The sequence below is a fragment of the Halorubrum wangae genome (genome assembly GCF_051194135.1).
Lineage (GTDB): Archaea > Halobacteriota > Halobacteria > Halobacteriales > Haloferacaceae > Halorubrum.
Map to the genome: position 1 here is coordinate 1 of NZ_JBLZNH010000005.1, position 15,831 is coordinate 15,831.

General features: G+C 60.0%; 17 protein-coding genes. 7 read left to right on the forward strand and 10 right to left on the reverse strand.

Features of this window, described 5'->3' with window-relative positions; genetic code table 11:
- Positions 1 to 380 (forward strand): BlaI/MecI/CopY family transcriptional regulator (locus ACNS84_RS14645; protein WP_435075610.1); only part of this gene is annotated, 380 nt, incomplete at its 5' end.
- Between the two features lie 18 nt (positions 381 to 398).
- On the opposite strand, the gene ACNS84_RS14650 is transcribed toward ACNS84_RS14645, so the two are convergent.
- Both ACNS84_RS14650 and ACNS84_RS14655 read right to left on the reverse strand, forming a co-directional pair.
- Complete coding sequence (locus tag ACNS84_RS14650; RefSeq protein ID WP_435075611.1) at positions 399 to 1,085, reverse strand: SOS response-associated peptidase; 687 nt, start codon at positions 1,083 to 1,085, stop codon at positions 399 to 401.
- A 65-nt stretch (positions 1,086 to 1,150) separates the two neighbouring features.
- Positions 1,151 to 1,741 carry a hypothetical protein gene (locus ACNS84_RS14655; protein ID WP_435075612.1) on the reverse strand — a complete coding sequence of 197 codons (591 nt, stop codon included), beginning with the start codon at positions 1,739 to 1,741 and terminating at the stop codon, positions 1,151 to 1,153.
- Positions 1,742 to 2,013: 272 nt separating this feature from the next.
- On the opposite strand from ACNS84_RS14655, the gene ACNS84_RS14660 reads away from it, so the two are divergent.
- Genes ACNS84_RS14660 through ACNS84_RS14670 form a run of 3 tightly spaced genes read left to right on the forward strand, consistent with a single transcriptional unit; the run spans position 2,014 to position 5,437 of the window.
- A complete protein-coding gene (locus ACNS84_RS14660; protein ID WP_435075613.1) occupies positions 2,014 to 2,958 on the forward strand; it encodes a hypothetical protein in 945 nt (314 codons plus the stop codon).
- Between the two features lie 2 nt (positions 2,959 to 2,960).
- Positions 2,961 to 3,266: a DUF8156 family protein gene (locus ACNS84_RS14665; RefSeq protein WP_026046145.1), complete on the forward strand. Its 306-nt coding sequence runs from the start codon at positions 2,961 to 2,963 to the stop codon at positions 3,264 to 3,266.
- A 2-nt stretch (positions 3,267 to 3,268) separates the two neighbouring features.
- Positions 3,269 to 5,437 (forward strand): type B DNA-directed DNA polymerase, encoded by a 2,169-nt coding sequence (locus ACNS84_RS14670; protein ID WP_435075614.1) that lies wholly within the window; start codon positions 3,269 to 3,271, stop codon positions 5,435 to 5,437.
- A gap of 139 nt (positions 5,438 to 5,576) precedes the next feature.
- Here the strand turns inward: ACNS84_RS14670 and orc4 are convergent, their stop codons facing one another.
- Both orc4 and ACNS84_RS14680 read right to left on the reverse strand, forming a co-directional pair.
- A complete protein-coding gene (gene orc4 / locus ACNS84_RS14675) occupies positions 5,577 to 6,809 on the reverse strand; it encodes a DNA replication protein Orc4 (protein WP_435075615.1) in 1,233 nt (410 codons plus the stop codon).
- A 629-nt stretch (positions 6,810 to 7,438) separates the two neighbouring features.
- A complete protein-coding gene (locus ACNS84_RS14680) occupies positions 7,439 to 7,762 on the reverse strand; it encodes a DUF6788 family protein (RefSeq protein WP_435075616.1) in 324 nt (107 codons plus the stop codon).
- A gap of 138 nt (positions 7,763 to 7,900) precedes the next feature.
- Between ACNS84_RS14680 and ACNS84_RS14685 the strand changes: the two genes are divergently transcribed.
- Together ACNS84_RS14685 and ACNS84_RS14690 are read left to right on the forward strand one after the other, a co-directional pair.
- Positions 7,901 to 8,827 (forward strand): helix-turn-helix transcriptional regulator, encoded by a 927-nt coding sequence (locus ACNS84_RS14685; RefSeq protein WP_435075617.1) that lies wholly within the window; start codon positions 7,901 to 7,903, stop codon positions 8,825 to 8,827.
- Positions 8,824 to 9,627, forward strand: coding sequence for a DUF6036 family nucleotidyltransferase (locus ACNS84_RS14690; RefSeq protein ID WP_435075618.1), 804 nt, complete (start codon positions 8,824 to 8,826; stop codon positions 9,625 to 9,627). The genes ACNS84_RS14685 and ACNS84_RS14690 overlap by 4 nt, the downstream gene beginning before the upstream one ends.
- A 13-nt stretch (positions 9,628 to 9,640) precedes the next feature.
- On the opposite strand, the gene ACNS84_RS14695 is transcribed toward ACNS84_RS14690, so the two are convergent.
- From ACNS84_RS14695 to ACNS84_RS14705, 3 genes are all read right to left on the reverse strand, one after another.
- Positions 9,641 to 10,456, reverse strand: coding sequence for a hypothetical protein (locus ACNS84_RS14695; protein WP_435075619.1), 816 nt, complete (start codon positions 10,454 to 10,456; stop codon positions 9,641 to 9,643).
- Between the two features lie 90 nt (positions 10,457 to 10,546).
- Positions 10,547 to 11,494, reverse strand: a complete 948-nt coding sequence (locus ACNS84_RS14700) for an ArdC-like ssDNA-binding domain-containing protein (protein WP_435075620.1) — start codon at positions 11,492 to 11,494, stop codon at positions 10,547 to 10,549.
- A gap of 87 nt (positions 11,495 to 11,581) precedes the next feature.
- Positions 11,582 to 11,929 carry a DUF8013 domain-containing protein gene (locus ACNS84_RS14705; protein WP_435075621.1) on the reverse strand — a complete coding sequence of 116 codons (348 nt, stop codon included), beginning with the start codon at positions 11,927 to 11,929 and terminating at the stop codon, positions 11,582 to 11,584.
- Between the two features lie 345 nt (positions 11,930 to 12,274).
- Between ACNS84_RS14705 and ACNS84_RS14710 the strand changes: the two genes are divergently transcribed.
- Positions 12,275 to 13,951 (forward strand): hypothetical protein, encoded by a 1,677-nt coding sequence (locus ACNS84_RS14710; protein WP_435075622.1) that lies wholly within the window; start codon positions 12,275 to 12,277, stop codon positions 13,949 to 13,951.
- A 51-nt stretch (positions 13,952 to 14,002) separates the two neighbouring features.
- On the opposite strand, the gene ACNS84_RS14715 is transcribed toward ACNS84_RS14710, so the two are convergent.
- From ACNS84_RS14715 to ACNS84_RS14725, 3 genes are all read right to left on the reverse strand, one after another.
- On the reverse strand, positions 14,003 to 15,004 hold the full coding sequence (locus ACNS84_RS14715; protein ID WP_435075623.1) for a DUF6610 family protein: 1,002 nt from the start codon (positions 15,002 to 15,004) through the stop codon (positions 14,003 to 14,005).
- A gap of 123 nt (positions 15,005 to 15,127) precedes the next feature.
- Positions 15,128 to 15,349, reverse strand: coding sequence for a DUF8129 domain-containing protein (locus ACNS84_RS14720; RefSeq protein ID WP_435075624.1), 222 nt, complete (start codon positions 15,347 to 15,349; stop codon positions 15,128 to 15,130).
- Between the two features lie 139 nt (positions 15,350 to 15,488).
- The gene (locus tag ACNS84_RS14725) at positions 15,489 to 15,800 is read right to left on the reverse strand and encodes a hypothetical protein (protein WP_435075625.1); all 312 of its coding nucleotides are present in this window, start codon (positions 15,798 to 15,800) and stop codon (positions 15,489 to 15,491) included.
- Between the last annotated feature and the right edge of the window lie 31 nt (positions 15,801 to 15,831).

The following is a 15,831-nucleotide window of genomic DNA, read 5'->3' on the forward strand; positions in this document are numbered from 1 at the left end:
CCGCCGGCGACGCCCGCCTCGCAATCGGCATCCTTCGTACGGCCGCCGGCAAAGCAGATCGCGAGAACCACGAGCGCATCACCGACGACATTCTCCTGGACGCCGCCGAGGATGCTCGGGCCCAGATCAAGCAGAAGAGCCTCGACTCGCTCACGCCGCACCAGCGCGTCGTCTACGACATCGTTCGCGAGCACGGCCCGGTCGGGCCGAGCGAAATCCACGAGCGCTATACCGAGGAGGTCGATGATCCACGGACGAAGCGGACTATCCGCACGTACCTCTCGAAGATGGAGCAGTACAACCTTCTCGAGGCGGAAGGGACGAGTCGGGACCGAGAGTACTCGCTCGTCGATTCAGCGGCGGCGTCGCCGATGCAGTGACCGTGATGCCGCCACCGATCAGGAACTGAACTCGCCGAGGCCCGATTGCTCGTGGTCTAGCGGCTCGATGACCTGGGGATCGTCGTTGCCAGGGTTGTTGACTCGCGTCGAAATCTCGTAGGCGTCCAGATCGTCCTTCGGATACGGCTGGCACAGTTCCTTGCGAGTGTCCGGGTCTGCGGCGAGCCAGTCAGATTCCGCGTCCTTCGGGAGGACGACCGGCATCCGGTCGTGGATTGAGTTCATCAGGTCGTTCGGCTCCGTCGTGAGAATCGTGACGCACGAGATCGTCTCGTCGTCGCCCTCCCAGACGTCCCAGAGCCCGGCCATCGCGAATGCGGGGTCGTCCTCCCGGTAAATCCGGTAGGGCTGCTTCGACCCGCCGTTCGGCGATTTCCATTCGTAGAACCCTGACGAGGGGACGAGGCAGGGACGTGATTCCCACGCCCGCTCGAAGACGCGTTTCTCGTCGGCAGTCTCAGAGCGAGCGTTGATGATGCCATCCTCGGGTTCATCCGCCCAGAACGGAATCAGCCCCCAGTGGTAGCCGTCGATCTCGTCTGGAGCCTCGTTCGTGATGATGTAGAGGTCCTCGCCAGGCGCGATGTTGTATCGGGGGGTGTACCCGCCGTCCGCGACGACCTCGGCGTCGAAGCGGGCCTCGAGGTCTGCTTGGTCGATGAAGAGCGAGTTCCGGCCACACATACATCCGGGTCCGGCCGGGAGAGTCTTCAACGTATCTGGAAATGTGAACGGCTCTGAATCGCCGATTAGAGCTCGGTCGGCGACAGAAGCTCACAGAGAACAGCTGCTTGTTCAAGAAGTGCGTCGAAGAGCCGTTCAGTCGGTCGATATAGCGCGTGGTGTTCATCAACAGAGTATGGGGTTTTCTCATCATCTGTGTGTGAGAGAAATCCGCACTCGAGAAGCGGAGCAAGGGTAGTATCCAGTGCAGTTCCGGAACGGCCAGATTCAGCTTCAAGAGTGTGTCGAGGGAACTCAGAAAGGAACCGCGTACAGCAACTCAGGACGTGAGCACGTCGATCAGCGAATAGTTCGTTGAGCGCAGTACGATGGGTGCGTGTCCAATACTCGTCGAGTTTGACGTATGTACGAACGATAGGGGAAAGCTCGTTCAAGGAACCATTAGCATGGACGATGCCAAGGTCGTTGAGCGCATGTTGGTCTTTGGTGTCCAGAGATTCGCCGAGGGGATGGAGAACAGTTTGAAGCGCATCGTGGTACCGTGAAGTGAGGAACTCCCCGGCAACCACGTGGGCATTCACGATATTTCGAGTTGGGTGCATTGACTCGTGGTGATCGGGGTTTCGGTGGTCGACGTGGGTTCGTGGATAGCTCATAGAGCACCTCTTCCAACGTGGCGTTGAGCATTAACATTCCGAGCAGTCAGGCTCGAGACTGCAGCTGTGAAGGTTTAACCAACACGCCGGCGTCAATACGGGCGCGTGTTGGTTAATCCGGAGAACACTGGATTCAGGAACTATTCTCGGAAACAGGATCCAAGCGGAGACTACTCGGGACTGTACCGGGATTGGAGGGGATCAAGTCGAGTTCCCTGAAACGCGGAAGCGACACGCCGCGGCTTATCGGGAACGTAGACAACTAGTCGAGTATGGGAGAACACTCAACGTCGAACCGATTGGCGGTGGACCAGCCGATACGGGGAGCTGATCGCAATCGGTCCCTTGCTGACCAGGCCGATCCGGCTACGGACGAGATGCTGCTGCCACAGCTTGACACCGGCATCACGCTGCTCGACGTCGAGGGAGGCCGCGGCGTCCCGATCCTGCAGTCACTCGTGCTCGACCATCTCCTCCTGCACGACGGGCCCGCCTTCTGGGTCGACGCAAACGGACACGCGACGACGACGACACTCGCTCAGATCGCGCCCAGTCAACGGTTGCTCAACCGAATCCACGTGGCACGCGGATTCACCGCCTACCAGCACTACGGCGCCGTCTGTGATCTCCCGACGGCAGTGAACAAGTCGATCCAGATGTCCACCACTGACGCCGGGGCGGCCGGTCAGGGGGAACCGAGTCGTGACGAGGACACATCGCCCCACACACCCGCCCTCATCGTCGCGCCGGCCGTCGACGCCCAGTACCGCGCCGACGATACTCTCGGCGAAACCCACGCGAAAACCATCCAGGCCCGAACTCTCGCCCGGTTGGCGAGCTACGCCGAGGGGTACGACATCCCGGTGCTCGTTACGCGAAACGAACGAAACGAATTCACCGAGCCAATTGCGACGGTCGCCGACCACCACTTGGAGTGCGAGCAGACTCGGATGGGGCCACGGGTCGTCGGCGAAGACTTCGAGACGCTCGTCTATCCCGTCGACGACGGCGCGTACTACCAGACGACGTTCGCGTACTGGCGGCAGCTGCTCGCGGCACGCGCCACGCAGGTCGGCGTGGAACCGACGACGTCGGCGCCGTCGACGCCGACGCCGGAGGGTGTCGGGACAGGCGTCACCGCTGGCGGTGAGACGGTGGCGGCCACCGCGGATCCCTTACTCGATGCGTGGACCGCGACCGGGACAGGAGGCCGATAACGATGGGGCGCACAAACCCGACATACCGAGATGCGCTGCGGGCAATCGAAGAGCGCTGGGCGGAGTTCCGCCGGGCACTGCGGCGTCGCGACCAGCCGCGCTTCGACCGGCTGTTCGAGTACGCCCGCGAGCACGCCGACGCGAGCGGGCTGTTGAACCACCAGAATCCGCTGCTGCCGGCGCTTTTCAGCATCGATCTCGAACAGGAGGCCCGCCTCGACGACCACGAGGAACGCCTCAAGGAGCTCGAAGCCGCGGTCACAGCGAGCGATGATCAAGAGAGTGGCCCACCGGACGCGAACCCGTGACGATGCCGTTCACAATCGACTTCCTTGACGACGGGCGCGTCCTGGAGTGGGAGGCAACCGCCGACGGCGCCGTCGCAACAGAACGGGATAACTACACACCTCGATTCTACGTCGCCGCTCGCGACCCAGCGTCCGATCTCGACCTCACGACGCTCCAATCGGTGTACGACCAGCACCCGGATGTCGTCACGACCGAAATGGTTGCGCGACGGCCGGGCTTTCGTCGGGACGAGGAACCAGTCCTCGCGGTCGACGTCGCCCACATCGACCGCGTCACCCCACTCGCCCGGCAAGCACGCCAGCTGTCAGCCTTTCCAGTCGGGGATCTCGCCTGTTTCAACGTGGACTTTTCGCGAGAGTTCCGGTACTGTCTGGAGACCGGTGCCGATCCGACGCCGGCGAGCGAGCTGTCGACGCTCCGGCTCAGCGTTCCGGTGACCGAAACGAGCAACGACGTCTACGAGGAACTGTCCGTCGCCGGCGACACCGTCACCGGCTCGCCGACGGATATCCTGACCGCCGTCCAGGGGGCGCTCGAAGCGCACGACCCGGATGTCCTGGTCATCTCAACGAGCGAGATCGTCCCGAACCTGTGCGAGATGGCGACGGACGCCGGCGTCGACGACTTCTCGCTGAGTCGGTGGCCGGACGTCGATTATCAGCAGCTCGCGAGCCGGTCGACGTACTCGAGCTACGGTCGCGTCGGTCACTCCCCGGCGCGGTACAACGTGCCCGGCCGAGCAATCATCGACGAGTCGAACACGTTCTTCTACGGGGAGACGAACCTCGACGGCGTCCTCGACCTCGTGTCGCGCTCGAACAAGCCCGTCCAGGAGCTCGCGTGGGCGTCGATCGGGAACGTGCTCACGGCGATCCAGATCTGCGAGGCCCACGACCGCGGCGTCCTCGTTCCGTGGAACTCCTGGCGCCACGAGTTCTACAAGTCGATGGGGACGCTCCACGACGCCGACCGTGGCGGCTTCATCTTCGCCCCCGAGGTCGGCCTCCACGAAAACGTCCACGAACTCGACTTCTCCTCGTTGTACCCGAACATCATCTGCACCCGGAACGTCTCGCCGGACGTTATCCGGTGTGACTGCCACAGCGACCGCGACGACGTCCCCGGCCTCGGGTACTCGATCTGCGACGACCGGGGCTACCTCGTTGACGTGCTACAGCCGATCATCGACGCGCGCGACGAGATCAAGGCAGCCATCCGTCGCGAGAAGGAACGGGACAACCCCGACGAGGACCGGCTGGCGGAACTCGAGGGACGGTCGGGAGCGCTGAAGTGGATCCTCGTCGCCTGCTTCGGCTATCAGGGGTTCAGCAACGCGAAGTTCGGCCGCATCGAGTGCCACGAAGCGATCAACGCATTCGCTCGCGAGATTCTCCTGACGGCGAAACAGCGACTGGAAGCTGGCGGCTGGCGGGTCGTCCACGGCATCGTCGACTCCATCTGGGTGACGCCGGACCCTGACGTCGACGACGAGGACCGCGAGGACCTCGGGTCGCTCGCGACGGAGATCACGGAACGCGTCGAGATCCGGCTCGAACACGAGGCCCACTACGACTGGGTGGCGTTCGTGCCGCAGCGCGAGAGCGACGCCGGGGCGTTGACGAAGTACTTCGGGAAGGTTGCCGGCGATGACGACTTCAAGATCAGAGGCATCGAAGCCCGGCAGCGCTCAACCCCGCCGTTTATCGAGGACGTCCAGCGGGACTGTCTCGACCGGCTCGATGCCACGCGGTCACCGGACGCGGTGCTCGGACGGCTCGAACGAGCAATCGACGAACTGCAGGCGGGCAACGTGGCAGTGGAGCGGCTCGTCGAACGGAACCGTGTCTCGAAGCCCCTGGAGGGCTACTCACAGAATACCCAGAACGTGGCCGCCTTGAAGCGAGCCCGCGAGCAGGAACTTGCAGTCCACCCGGGCCAGGATATCGAGTACGTGGTCGTCGACGACGAGAAATCCTCGCGAGACCGGGTCGCCCTCGCCCACGAGGAGATCGAGACCTACGACGCCTCGTACTACGAGACGCAGCTGGTCAGAGCGGTCGAGAGCATGCTTTCACCGCTCGGGTGGGACCGCTCCGACATTCGTCGAGAGCTCTCCGGTGAGAGGGACGCCGTTTTGACCTCGTTCGGAGCCGCCAACGAACTGTCGTAGTGGACACCACCCCTGGTTTCCGTCGTTTCGATCCAACCCCACGTTTCCGACGTAATTTTCGACCCCCCTCGTTTCCGTCGTTTCCTCACGCCCCACCCCGGATTTCCGTCGTCCGCACCAACTCAGTAGTAGGGGGTTACTACTCGCGAGTCCAGTCCTGCATCCGGCTGTCCTCGAGTATCGTTTCGCGGACGACCTGGGGATCTTCGATGAGTCGGTTCTGGAGGTGGATCCCGCCCGCACTCCCCTTGTTGATCTTCTCGATTTCGACAACCCCGAGGAAGGCTTGCTCTTTCAGGATGTCGCGGAACCGACGGACTGAGAGGATATCCATATCGAGATGGTTGCAGATGCGTTCGTACTGGTCGTACACCCGGCTTGTGAGGAACGCATCGTCATTGCTGTTGACACTCAGTTCCGTGAGCGCCAGCAACGCCGCCTTCGCCTGCGTGGGTGCGCCGTTCACGAGTTCTCTAAACCGGTCTTTTTCGGCGTGTTGCTGTGCCTGGCGGACGTGCTTCTCCGTCACTTGCTCTGCTCCGGCCTCGTAGGCGACCTCCCCGGCGTGGCGAAGAATGTCGATCGCCTTCCGAGCATCGCCGTGTTCCTGCGCGGCGAAGGCCGCCGAGAGCGGAATCACGTCCTCGGAAAGGACGTCGTCCTGGAAGGCGTCCTCGCGGTTGAACATGATTTCCCGGAGCTGGTTGGCGTCGTATGGCTTGAAGAACAGCTCCTTGTGCTGGAAGCTACTTTTCACGCGCTCGTTCACGTTGTCGACGTACTGGATCTTGTTGCTGATCGCGATGACGCCGACGCTACAGTCGATTTTCCCCGCCTCCTCAGCGCGCGAGAGCTTCATCAGCACGCTGTCGTCGTTCATCAAGTCGATCTCGTCGAGGATGATGATCACAGAATCGAATTGAGCGTCGAGCGTTTTCCAGAGGAGTTTGTAGTATTTCGACGTACTGAGGCCGGTATGTGGGACGGAGATTCCAGTCGAAGATTCATCGTTCAGCTTCGCGGCAAGTGAGGAAATCGCCTGAGTCTCCGTGTTGTCTTCAGCACAGTCGATATACGCTGTTCCAATCTCGACGCCATCCTGAGCGGCATTTTGAGCTCGCTGGCAGACGTGTTTTGAAACGAGAGATTTCCCGGTCCCCGTTTTCCCGTAGATCATCACGTTCTCCGGGGAGTACCCGTGGACAGCACCGTTGAGACGTTTCGCGAGCTTCGAAATTTCCTCGTCGCGACCGACGATCCGGTCAGCCTCCGGAACGTGGCCAATTTTCAGGAGATCCTTGTTCGCGAAGATGCGATGCCCGGATTCAAAGAGTGGATCGTCGACAGAACTGGGTGAAGAGTCGGGCGTCATTGAATATCACACGGTGTGAGCGGGGGGAGTATAAATCTAGTGGAGAACGCCACCCCACGTTTCCGACGTTCCTTGTCCGATATCAGCGGGAAAATGCCGTAATTCGGTGGAATTGGATTGCTGACAAAATAGCCGCGTTTCCGACGTGAGAGAGGAAACTCGTAGACGGAAGCGGCGCGTTGTTGTCGAATCCCGAACCCACACACCCCACGTTTCCGTCGTAATCACCGAACAGGTGGGGAGGGGACTCGAAGAAGACGTCCACGACGAGATATCAAAGACGAGAGCGGCCTAGCCGTCCAAAGCTGGCCGTCTATAGGAGCAGCTGGAAAGGATTGTTTCAGCTGAGGGGGCGAAGTACTTCGCCCCCTCATTGGTCAAAGTACACTTAATGAGCGTTTCTCAGGTATGCTACTTTAATCTATGTGTTCTAGAAGTTAGTTCATCTCTATATTGTTTCTAGGTCAACATAATTAGTAGCTGCATACCACTATCGTAGCCTCTCCCTACGCTGTCGTGGAGAAACGACGGAAATGCGGGGGGTGTGGGATCTTCGAAATCAGCGTCGCCCCTCCACCCACATCCAGTTACGACGGAAACGTGGGGTGGGTGTCCTCCCTCACCGAGTTTTACTCGTCCGGGTTGACTGGGCCCTTGTACTGAGAACGAATTTTCTCTCCTTCCCGCCACTGCCAGTAGTAGTAGCGATTATCGTTGATCTCCTTGATCGTGATCGTCGCTTTGGCAGGAACGTCATCCGGGAGATCGTCCGGTCGCTCTTCGACCTCTTCTTGATCTGCCGACTCCTCGAGACGGGCCTCCCGTTCCTTGTGCTCGGCGAGCGCTTCAGCGTACGTCGCAACATCTCGGAGCTGCTCCGGGCTCGACTCGTTGAGCGTGTTGACGATCTCCGTCGGGAGGTTCGCCGGTGGGGTCGGGGGTTCGTAGGACATCGGCTACTCTCGTGTTAACCAACACGACCCACGAGTCCATAGTTTTGTTGGTTAAGACGATGGGGACGGTTCTCGCGATTGCTGGCTGTAACACTACTCGAAACTTCTTTATATACGAGTTTCGTACTATGTTACACCGTGCTCCGGCGCATCGAACTCGAGGTCCTCGCCACGGTCGACCGCGGCGACACGATCTCCGAACTCGCGACGAAGCTCGACCACAGCGAGAGCTACCTCTCTCGTGCTGTCGCCGAACTCGTCGAGAAGGGGCTCGTCTACACGGAACGCGACGGCCGGCGAAAACGGGTCGTCCCGTCGGATGCTCGTGCCGTCGAACGCTACCAGGATCTTGTCCGCCAGCACTCCCATATCGACTTCCCCGAGCTACTGACCGGCAAGGCACTCGAGGTGCTGTACTACCTCGACCAGCCGCGAACCGTCTCCGAGATCGCCGACCGGAGCGACAACTACCGCAACACGGTCAACCGGGTCCTCAAGCGGTTTCGTGACCGTGGTCTTGTCGGGACGGCCGACGGCCGCTATGACTTCAACGCCGATTTCGACCGCCTCCACGAGTTCGCCCGTGAACTCGCACACCATCTGCATCGCCACCACCTCGAAGCCGTCGCCCCGAAGGGCACGATTCTCTGGGAAGACTACGACGAATTCCTTGCTCAGGCCGAGACGGAGATCGATGCGGAGGAGTTCCACGAAACCGGCCTCGCTCGGTTCGCGGCCTTCGACCTCCAGTTCCTGCTCACGGGCCATCGCTACTACTTCTACTCCGAGGATCTCGACGCAGTCTCGCGGGCGGAGCTCTGCTGTCACACGCTGCTGATCGACGACGGCAGCCGCCACCGCTCGTACTGTCTCCTTCTACTCAGCCACGTCGACGTCGACGAGGAGGATCTCCGAGAGCAGGGGGCGAAGTATGGCCTCGAAGACGAAATCGACGCCTTGCTGCGCTACCTCGAGACGCACGGCGAGGTCGACGACGACCGGCTCCCGGAGTGGGACGAGTTCCAGGAACTGGCGGCTGACTACGAGGTGCCACTACCACAATGAGACCAACATTCGGACGCGAGTACATCGAGAACGAATTCCAGCGAATCGGGGACGGGCTATCTGAACCGCTCACGGTCTACCTGATCGGTGGTGGCGCGATGTCGCTGCGCGACCTCAAGGGGGCGACGAAAGATATCGACCTAGTCGTCCCAGATGGCGACGCATACGGGCAGTTGTGGGCCGTCCTGATGGACCTCGGGTATGCGGAGGTCCAGTCGCTGGATCCAGATTACCGGGCGCTGGGGGCGACGAGCTGCGTCGAAAACGACGATGGGTGTCGCCTCGACATCTTCAACCAGCAGGTCGCGAACAAGCTCGTTCTCACCGACGGGATGCAAGAGCGCAGCGAGCCGTTCCTCGACACGGATCGACTGACGGTCCGGCTGGTCAGCAACGAGGATATCTTCCTGTTCAAGGCGATCGCAGGCCGCGACGACGACATCGAGGACATGAATATGCTCGTGCAGGCCGGCCTCGATTACGACGTCGTCCGAGATGAACTCGAAGCTCAGATCGAACGCCTGGGGGACGATCAGTTCGCCACGTTCGCAAACGAGGCCCTGGTCGAACTCGAGGAGCGGTACGGGGTGACCACGCCGATCGAGGGCCGCGTCCAAGAGCTCACGAATAGGTACTACCGGGGGCTCGAAGTCCTCCAGGCACTCGATGAGCCGATGACCGTCGACGAACTGGCCGCGAAACTGGAGCTGGATGCTGAGGAGGTTCGGGACCGGATCGCGTATCTCTCAATGTTCGACCGGGCCAGTCGGGATGGCGACACAGTCCGTCCCGTGGAGTAGCTCAATCGTTACCCTACGGAGAGGGAAGGCGGCCGTCTGGTCGGGGTACACGGCCCCGTTTGATCTCGTGATCGACGCGGCGCAGGTGCTTGCAGCCGCCTTCGGGTGAACGCTGCTGCCAGTCGGGACAGGTACACGACTCGTCGATGACGTCGACTTCGTACCGGTTCCCGGACGCGGACTGCACCTCGTAACGGCCACCTTTCGAGAGGAGCGAAACGTCCATCGCTTCGCCGACGGCACGCCTCGTGCGGGGCTCGAGATCGTCCTGCGACTGTGCGTTCTCGTCGACGACCAGCCGGTCGCGAACGTCGCCCGTTCGACCCCCGTCCGGAGCGACGGCTTCCGCAGGGCCACTGAGCCGCTCGTGGAGCACTTCCTCCACCGGATGGCCTTCCGGCCACAGGTAGTGGACCTCGCGGCGCTCGCGATGGTCGTAGGAGCCGCACGCCGCTGCGCACCCAGTCCAGACGCGCCAGGCCCCAAGCGCGGCCATCACGTCGACGATGTCACGGGGAACCGTCTGGTGTTCATCCGGGAAGAACACCCGGAAGCGGGTACACGCCTCCTGCGGCGGGACGGTCTCCCACCAGTCTTCGCTGGAGCCCCAGCTGTCGTACATCGCGTCGTCGCTCCCGTAGCCGACGGTCACGCCGTCGATCGGCGTCCAGTCTGCTGGAAGGTGGTCCGACTCGCCTTCAAGCACTCGGAGGACGGCGTATCGGAGGTACTCGTGGGCTTGGTTGTCTGTCGTTCGAGCGACCTGGTCGTGCTGCTCGGCAACGTGCTCGGCTTCCCAAAGAACCGTCGTGAGATAGGGTTCAGTCATCATTCGACGGAGGTCAGAACGCGCCTCCGCCCCTCCGCGGGCGCTGAAAAACTTAACCAACAGAGCGGGAGGGATCCATCACTCTGTTGGTTAACCAGGTTGGGACGAGGATTCGCTCTCAAGCACGTCGATGAGTTTTTCTGCCGTTCGACTAATCCTGCCGAGGCGCTCGCGAACGACCTCGGAATCGTCCGACTCCCACGCAGCGAGGTAGAACGCCGACCCGCTGGTGTCCAACCCACAGTAGCGCCCGACGACGTACGCGACGGCTTCGGCCTCGACTTCGCGTTTCGCCCGCTCGGTGTCGTCGTCGACATCGAAGTGGAGCAGGGCGTGGGCGTACTCGTGAACCAGCGTCCGCGCAAGGTCGGCCTCGTTCTCCCGATCACGCACCTCGACGAGCGGCTGGACGTCGACGAGGCTCAGCTGTTCGCAGATGCCCTTCGCCTCGCCGTGGGCCCACTCCTCGGCTGGAACGATCCGCACCGTCACGCCGAGGTCGTCAGCGGCGGCAGTCAACTGTTCGACGAGGTCGCCGGCGTCCCCGGTCGCTTCTGTGTCCAGGTCGGGAAGCGGCTCGCCCTCGGTCTGGGAGACATCGAACACCGGCGCGGGCTTGAACCCCACCAGCCCCTCGGACCACTCCTCGGGTGGCGTCTCGTCGTAGTCACAGTCACTGTCCTCGTGGTAGCTCGGCGAGTTCTCGCACTCCGGGCACTGCGTGGTTATGATCGGCGCCCAGATCCAGATGGCCGACTCACCCTCCTTGACGTGACGGTCGAACTCCTCCTGCCACGTCCGATAGCCCGCCACCCGGCTCGCCTCGGGACACTGTCGCTTGATGAGGAGCGCGTTCCGGTAGGAGTAGTCGTGGAAACGACTCTGGACATCGAGCCACTCTTGGAACTCTTCGCTGGCCTGCGCGTCGTCGACGCCGGCGACGAGGTCGTCGATCCACTGTTCGATCGTACTGTTCATCTCGTCTGATCGCGTGTCGGTCTGGTCGAAGGAGACCGACGAGTCACTGGTCGTAGACATCGTGATCACCGAATCGAGTTCACGGCGACTGCGTCTGTTCAGACCACGCCGCACCCCTCAGGGGCGTTCAAAAAACCGCTCTGTCGGTCACCGGAGATCGTGGCGTTCGTCCGCAAAGCCAACCGAGACGAGGTACTCGAGGAACTCGTCGAACCGTTCGACATCGCTGGGCGTGTCCGTCGCAAGATGACGCGCCCACTCGATGGCCCACTGGAAGGCGGGATCCGTGCCGTCCTTGCCGTGTAGATACCACCAGCGAGCCGCTTTGAGAACCACTATGGGATTCGTCGGCGGCTGCTCACCGGCGAGCCCACGGGTGATAGACTCGATTTCGTCGGGGACATCGGCGGGATTGATCTCCTCTGATTGCGTGTTTGCGATATCGACTGGGATGTCGTCGATCGAGACGTTGTCGGGACTCTGTTGTTGACTCACAGGCAGTCACCTCTGAGGACTCTTGATGGAGCCCTCGCCCTCTCCGGGGGCGCGAAAAACCAGCACGCGGATTTCTATACTAGTAATTGGTTTTCAAAGCTGTATTGGATATGGCACATGTAATCTGACGCCCTGAGGAATCCCGTCCCTCGCGCCTGCCTGTCTGGGGTGGCACACTCTTTCTCGGCAAGTGTTATGGGACCAGACTAAGACAGAGAATTTATGGCTGAATTATTGGTTTTCACGTTTCTCGCCTCTATCGTTGCCGTCTATTCTATACTTCCTCGACACCGCCAACTCCGTGTTCGATACAATCTATGGACGAAGCCCAGATTCGCGTATATCTTGATCGCCTTCCTGGTGATTATCGGATCGTATTGGCTCTCAATCTATTTGGAGAGTCTTGAGGCGGCCAGCGTACCGGTTAGCTATGGGGTTGGTTCTGTGGAGGTCACCCCGCTGCTGGTTGAATCTCTCCAATTAGTTGCCGTGCTAGGGATTGTCGGATTGTTCTTGGGGGTCTTTCTGAAGTCCTCTGTCAGGGTGAAGAACGAAGAGAAAATAGTGTCTATTCTTCGTGATCTGAATAATCAGGGCGATTATAGCACACTAGTCAATCTCCTTCAGAACCATTATCGGCCTCTTGTTCACCACCCGGAGGAACCACAGAGGCAGCCCAGTTTAGCAGAGGTTTACGCGCGAGAACTGAGAGAGGAGGTGGAAGATGAGCCTGATTCACTGAGAGAGAGGGTAATCCGGTGGTACCGGGCTCAATACTATGTTCAACTGGTTAATTATTGGTTGATGGATACTGCTCCGGAGGCGTCGTCCTACACTGAAACCCTGTTCCTTGATCCAGAATTCAGTGCGCAGTATCCGGTGATCGACCCCGATCTTGGAGTGAAATTGATTCGTGATGATTCTTTGGAGGGCTTTCAAAGACGGAAAGCTGTTCATCGATATCTTCGCACGTTGGTAAAGACCGAGAACAGTCTCCTATATCGGGATCTGCAGAATAACACCAGCACAGACGGAATGTATCGATACAAGATCGAGGAAGATAATCGGCTCATTCACGCCTTGTTTTCGGATATGGATCGAGTTGAGGACTTAGATATATACAAGCCGGTCGGTGATGCCGTCCGGGATATAATTGTAGACCAGCGCAGGCAGGAATTCGACGAGTACAATGATCAACGGCTAACTGATACGAGAATCTCAGACGACCATATTTTTCGAGATCCGGTGTTCATCGGCATCCAGTTTTTCGACGTGCTGGTGAAAGAGGCGTTCCATCAGAAGGTTTCGTGGCATGTGTGGCTCTCTTACTATGAGACGTTCACACGAGAGATCTGCCGGAACTACGAAATAACGGAGTACAGTGACCCAGATGCTTCAGTGCCAAACGACTACTCTCGGCTCCTGAACGAGATGGTCGGGAATATGTGTGACTGGATGCGGATGATGCAGGCAGAGGTGGTCTCACGAACCAGCGATACCGAAGCTTGTGATGTGCCACTGCACGCACCTGAAGAGGCAACGACGTCCGCCGCCCGGACCTCGACAGATAAAGACAAGAGTTCAGTTTCTAGTGAAACCGCCAGTACCGAGGACGAAACGGGTGATACGGACGAATTTGAAAAGTACCTCACTATTCGGAGCTCATACACTGGGCGTGATTCTGCCAGCATCCCCAAGATGACCGGAATCATCTTGGTATCGTGCAACGAGGAGATACTGACCACCAGCGAAATCCCGGATCGGTTCAAACGAGACATTACGGAGAGAATCCTCCTGACCGGGGTCGAACTCCGAAACCATGGGGAGGGGTCGTTGCCGTGGGAATACAGTGAGCTGTTGCTCGCAAATCTTGAAGAGCGGCTCACGGGTAGACGAGCGAACCCACAGTATGCGGAGCAGTTACAAGATGTCTATGCGGCCATCCGAGACGAGGTATTCATCGAAGAGGATGTCGGCGTGGATTTCGTCGACAGGTTAGACGAGCTGATTGGACATCCCTAATCACATTGGAGGCTACTCTCCGATCGCATCTATCAGCGTCAAAACGTGAATTCACGGTGGTGGCAGGTAGACACTCTGCTCGCCGGCGATCTCCTCCAGGTTGTTCCGATGACGGTGGCTGAAGTAGCACTCGTAGCTGCAGTATCCACAGATTGCGCCGGTATCGTATTCGGCGACGTACGGGCCGCGGCGAGTTCGCCAGACGTTCGTCCCGCACTCGGTACAGGCGGCGTGCTCGAGATCAGCTGGACTCGGACCTTCGTACTCGACGTTGAGCCCCTCGTTTTGCGGTGTCGTTTCGGGCCAGATTCCGTGGATCCTCCAAAACTCACGGACGCGAGCGAGGCTGTGACGCACCGTCTTTCGCACGGTGACGTGGTCGGCGTCGCGACCGCTGTCATCCCAGCCGTCGGCCGTCCAGAACTCACCGAACTGCGCGCCGCGATGCAGCCCGTTCCAGTCGACGCCGACGATGTCGGCTGGTGGCTCGTCGGTGAGTGTCGGTCTGGTCAGCTGTCGAATGGCGTCGAGCTGCTTGGGCGGACTCCCGCCGAGGATGTGGACGCGCCGCCCTCTCCAATCGGCTGGGTCGGAGAACTCGTGGGCCAGGCGGTCGGCGTATCCCCGTGAATACCCGAGGACGAGGGTCTCGGGTATCGCGTCGATCACCGCCCGCGACTTCGGAACGACGATGAGCTCGGCCTCGGGATAGCTCGCTTGGATTTCACGAGCAGCAGCGACGTGGGCGTCGACGTCGTCGATTTTGTCGACGTCCCCGATGACCCCGACCTCTGGTTCGTACTCGAAGAAGCGGTCGACGAAACGCTCCAGATCGGGATTCCGGAAATCATTGTCGAGCATCCCTACGGGAAGGCTGAGGTTCTGATACTGCGTCTCTTGGTACCCGCAGTCCTCGCGAAAGCCGGGAAGGAAGCCGAGGTCGACAGCGTCGACGACAAACGGCGCTCGATGCAGAAACGCCACATAGTCTGCTTGTCTGGCGGCGGCGATTTCGCGGGCGGTGCTGGCGCTGGAGCTCAGCTCGAGGGACATGATTAGGCTCGCGAGGCCGTTGCTGGCTGCCCCGCACCCATTCAGGGGCCCGAAAAACCGAGACTCAGGCAGTTAACCAACAATAGGGAAACTCACGTGGAGTGTGTTGGTTAAGAATAGAGCTTACTCTTCGTTCTCACGCAGCTCTTCAGCCTTCCACTTGAGCCGGCGCAGAATTTGCGTTCGATTCTGGTGGGCGTTCTCGTAGGCAACGCACTCCTGGAGGGTTTCCATATCCGGAATCGTCGCGATCCCTGCCTTGATCAGGCCCGTGTTCGGTGCCTCAAGCCGCTTTTCAGGCGGAAATTCGTCTGACGCCTCTGAGTCGTCTGTAGAAGTACCCATAACGGATGCCTCCACCTATCGAGGGCACGAGCAACAGCAGAGAATTGAAGCAGTAGATCTTGGGAAGGTGCACCCACTGCGAATGAGACCATCAAAATAGAGGCCTTCACGACAGGATTCGAGCTGTCTCGAAGCCCAATCAGGCTTCCGAGGATTCGAGAAAAACGAGGTTCTGAACAGGGTATGGGTTATTCTCGCCGGCGAACTCGTCCTCAGGGACGTAATGCCAGAGGTGGCCGTCTACCTGGTAGAGAAACGACTCGCCGCCTTCTGCTTCAACTCGTACCCGCTTCCCGACATTATCGTCTTCTTCCCAGCCGATCACGGTCAACGGCTCGACGGGCCATTCAAAGAATTTGACCGAGTCACCACGCTCCAACTCTTCAAAAGTCTCTATATCCCCCTGCTGTGGCTCTCGCGCGTCGAGAGTCGGATTATGCTCAATAGACATGGTCTCTGGGTACGCCCCTACTCACTTAATA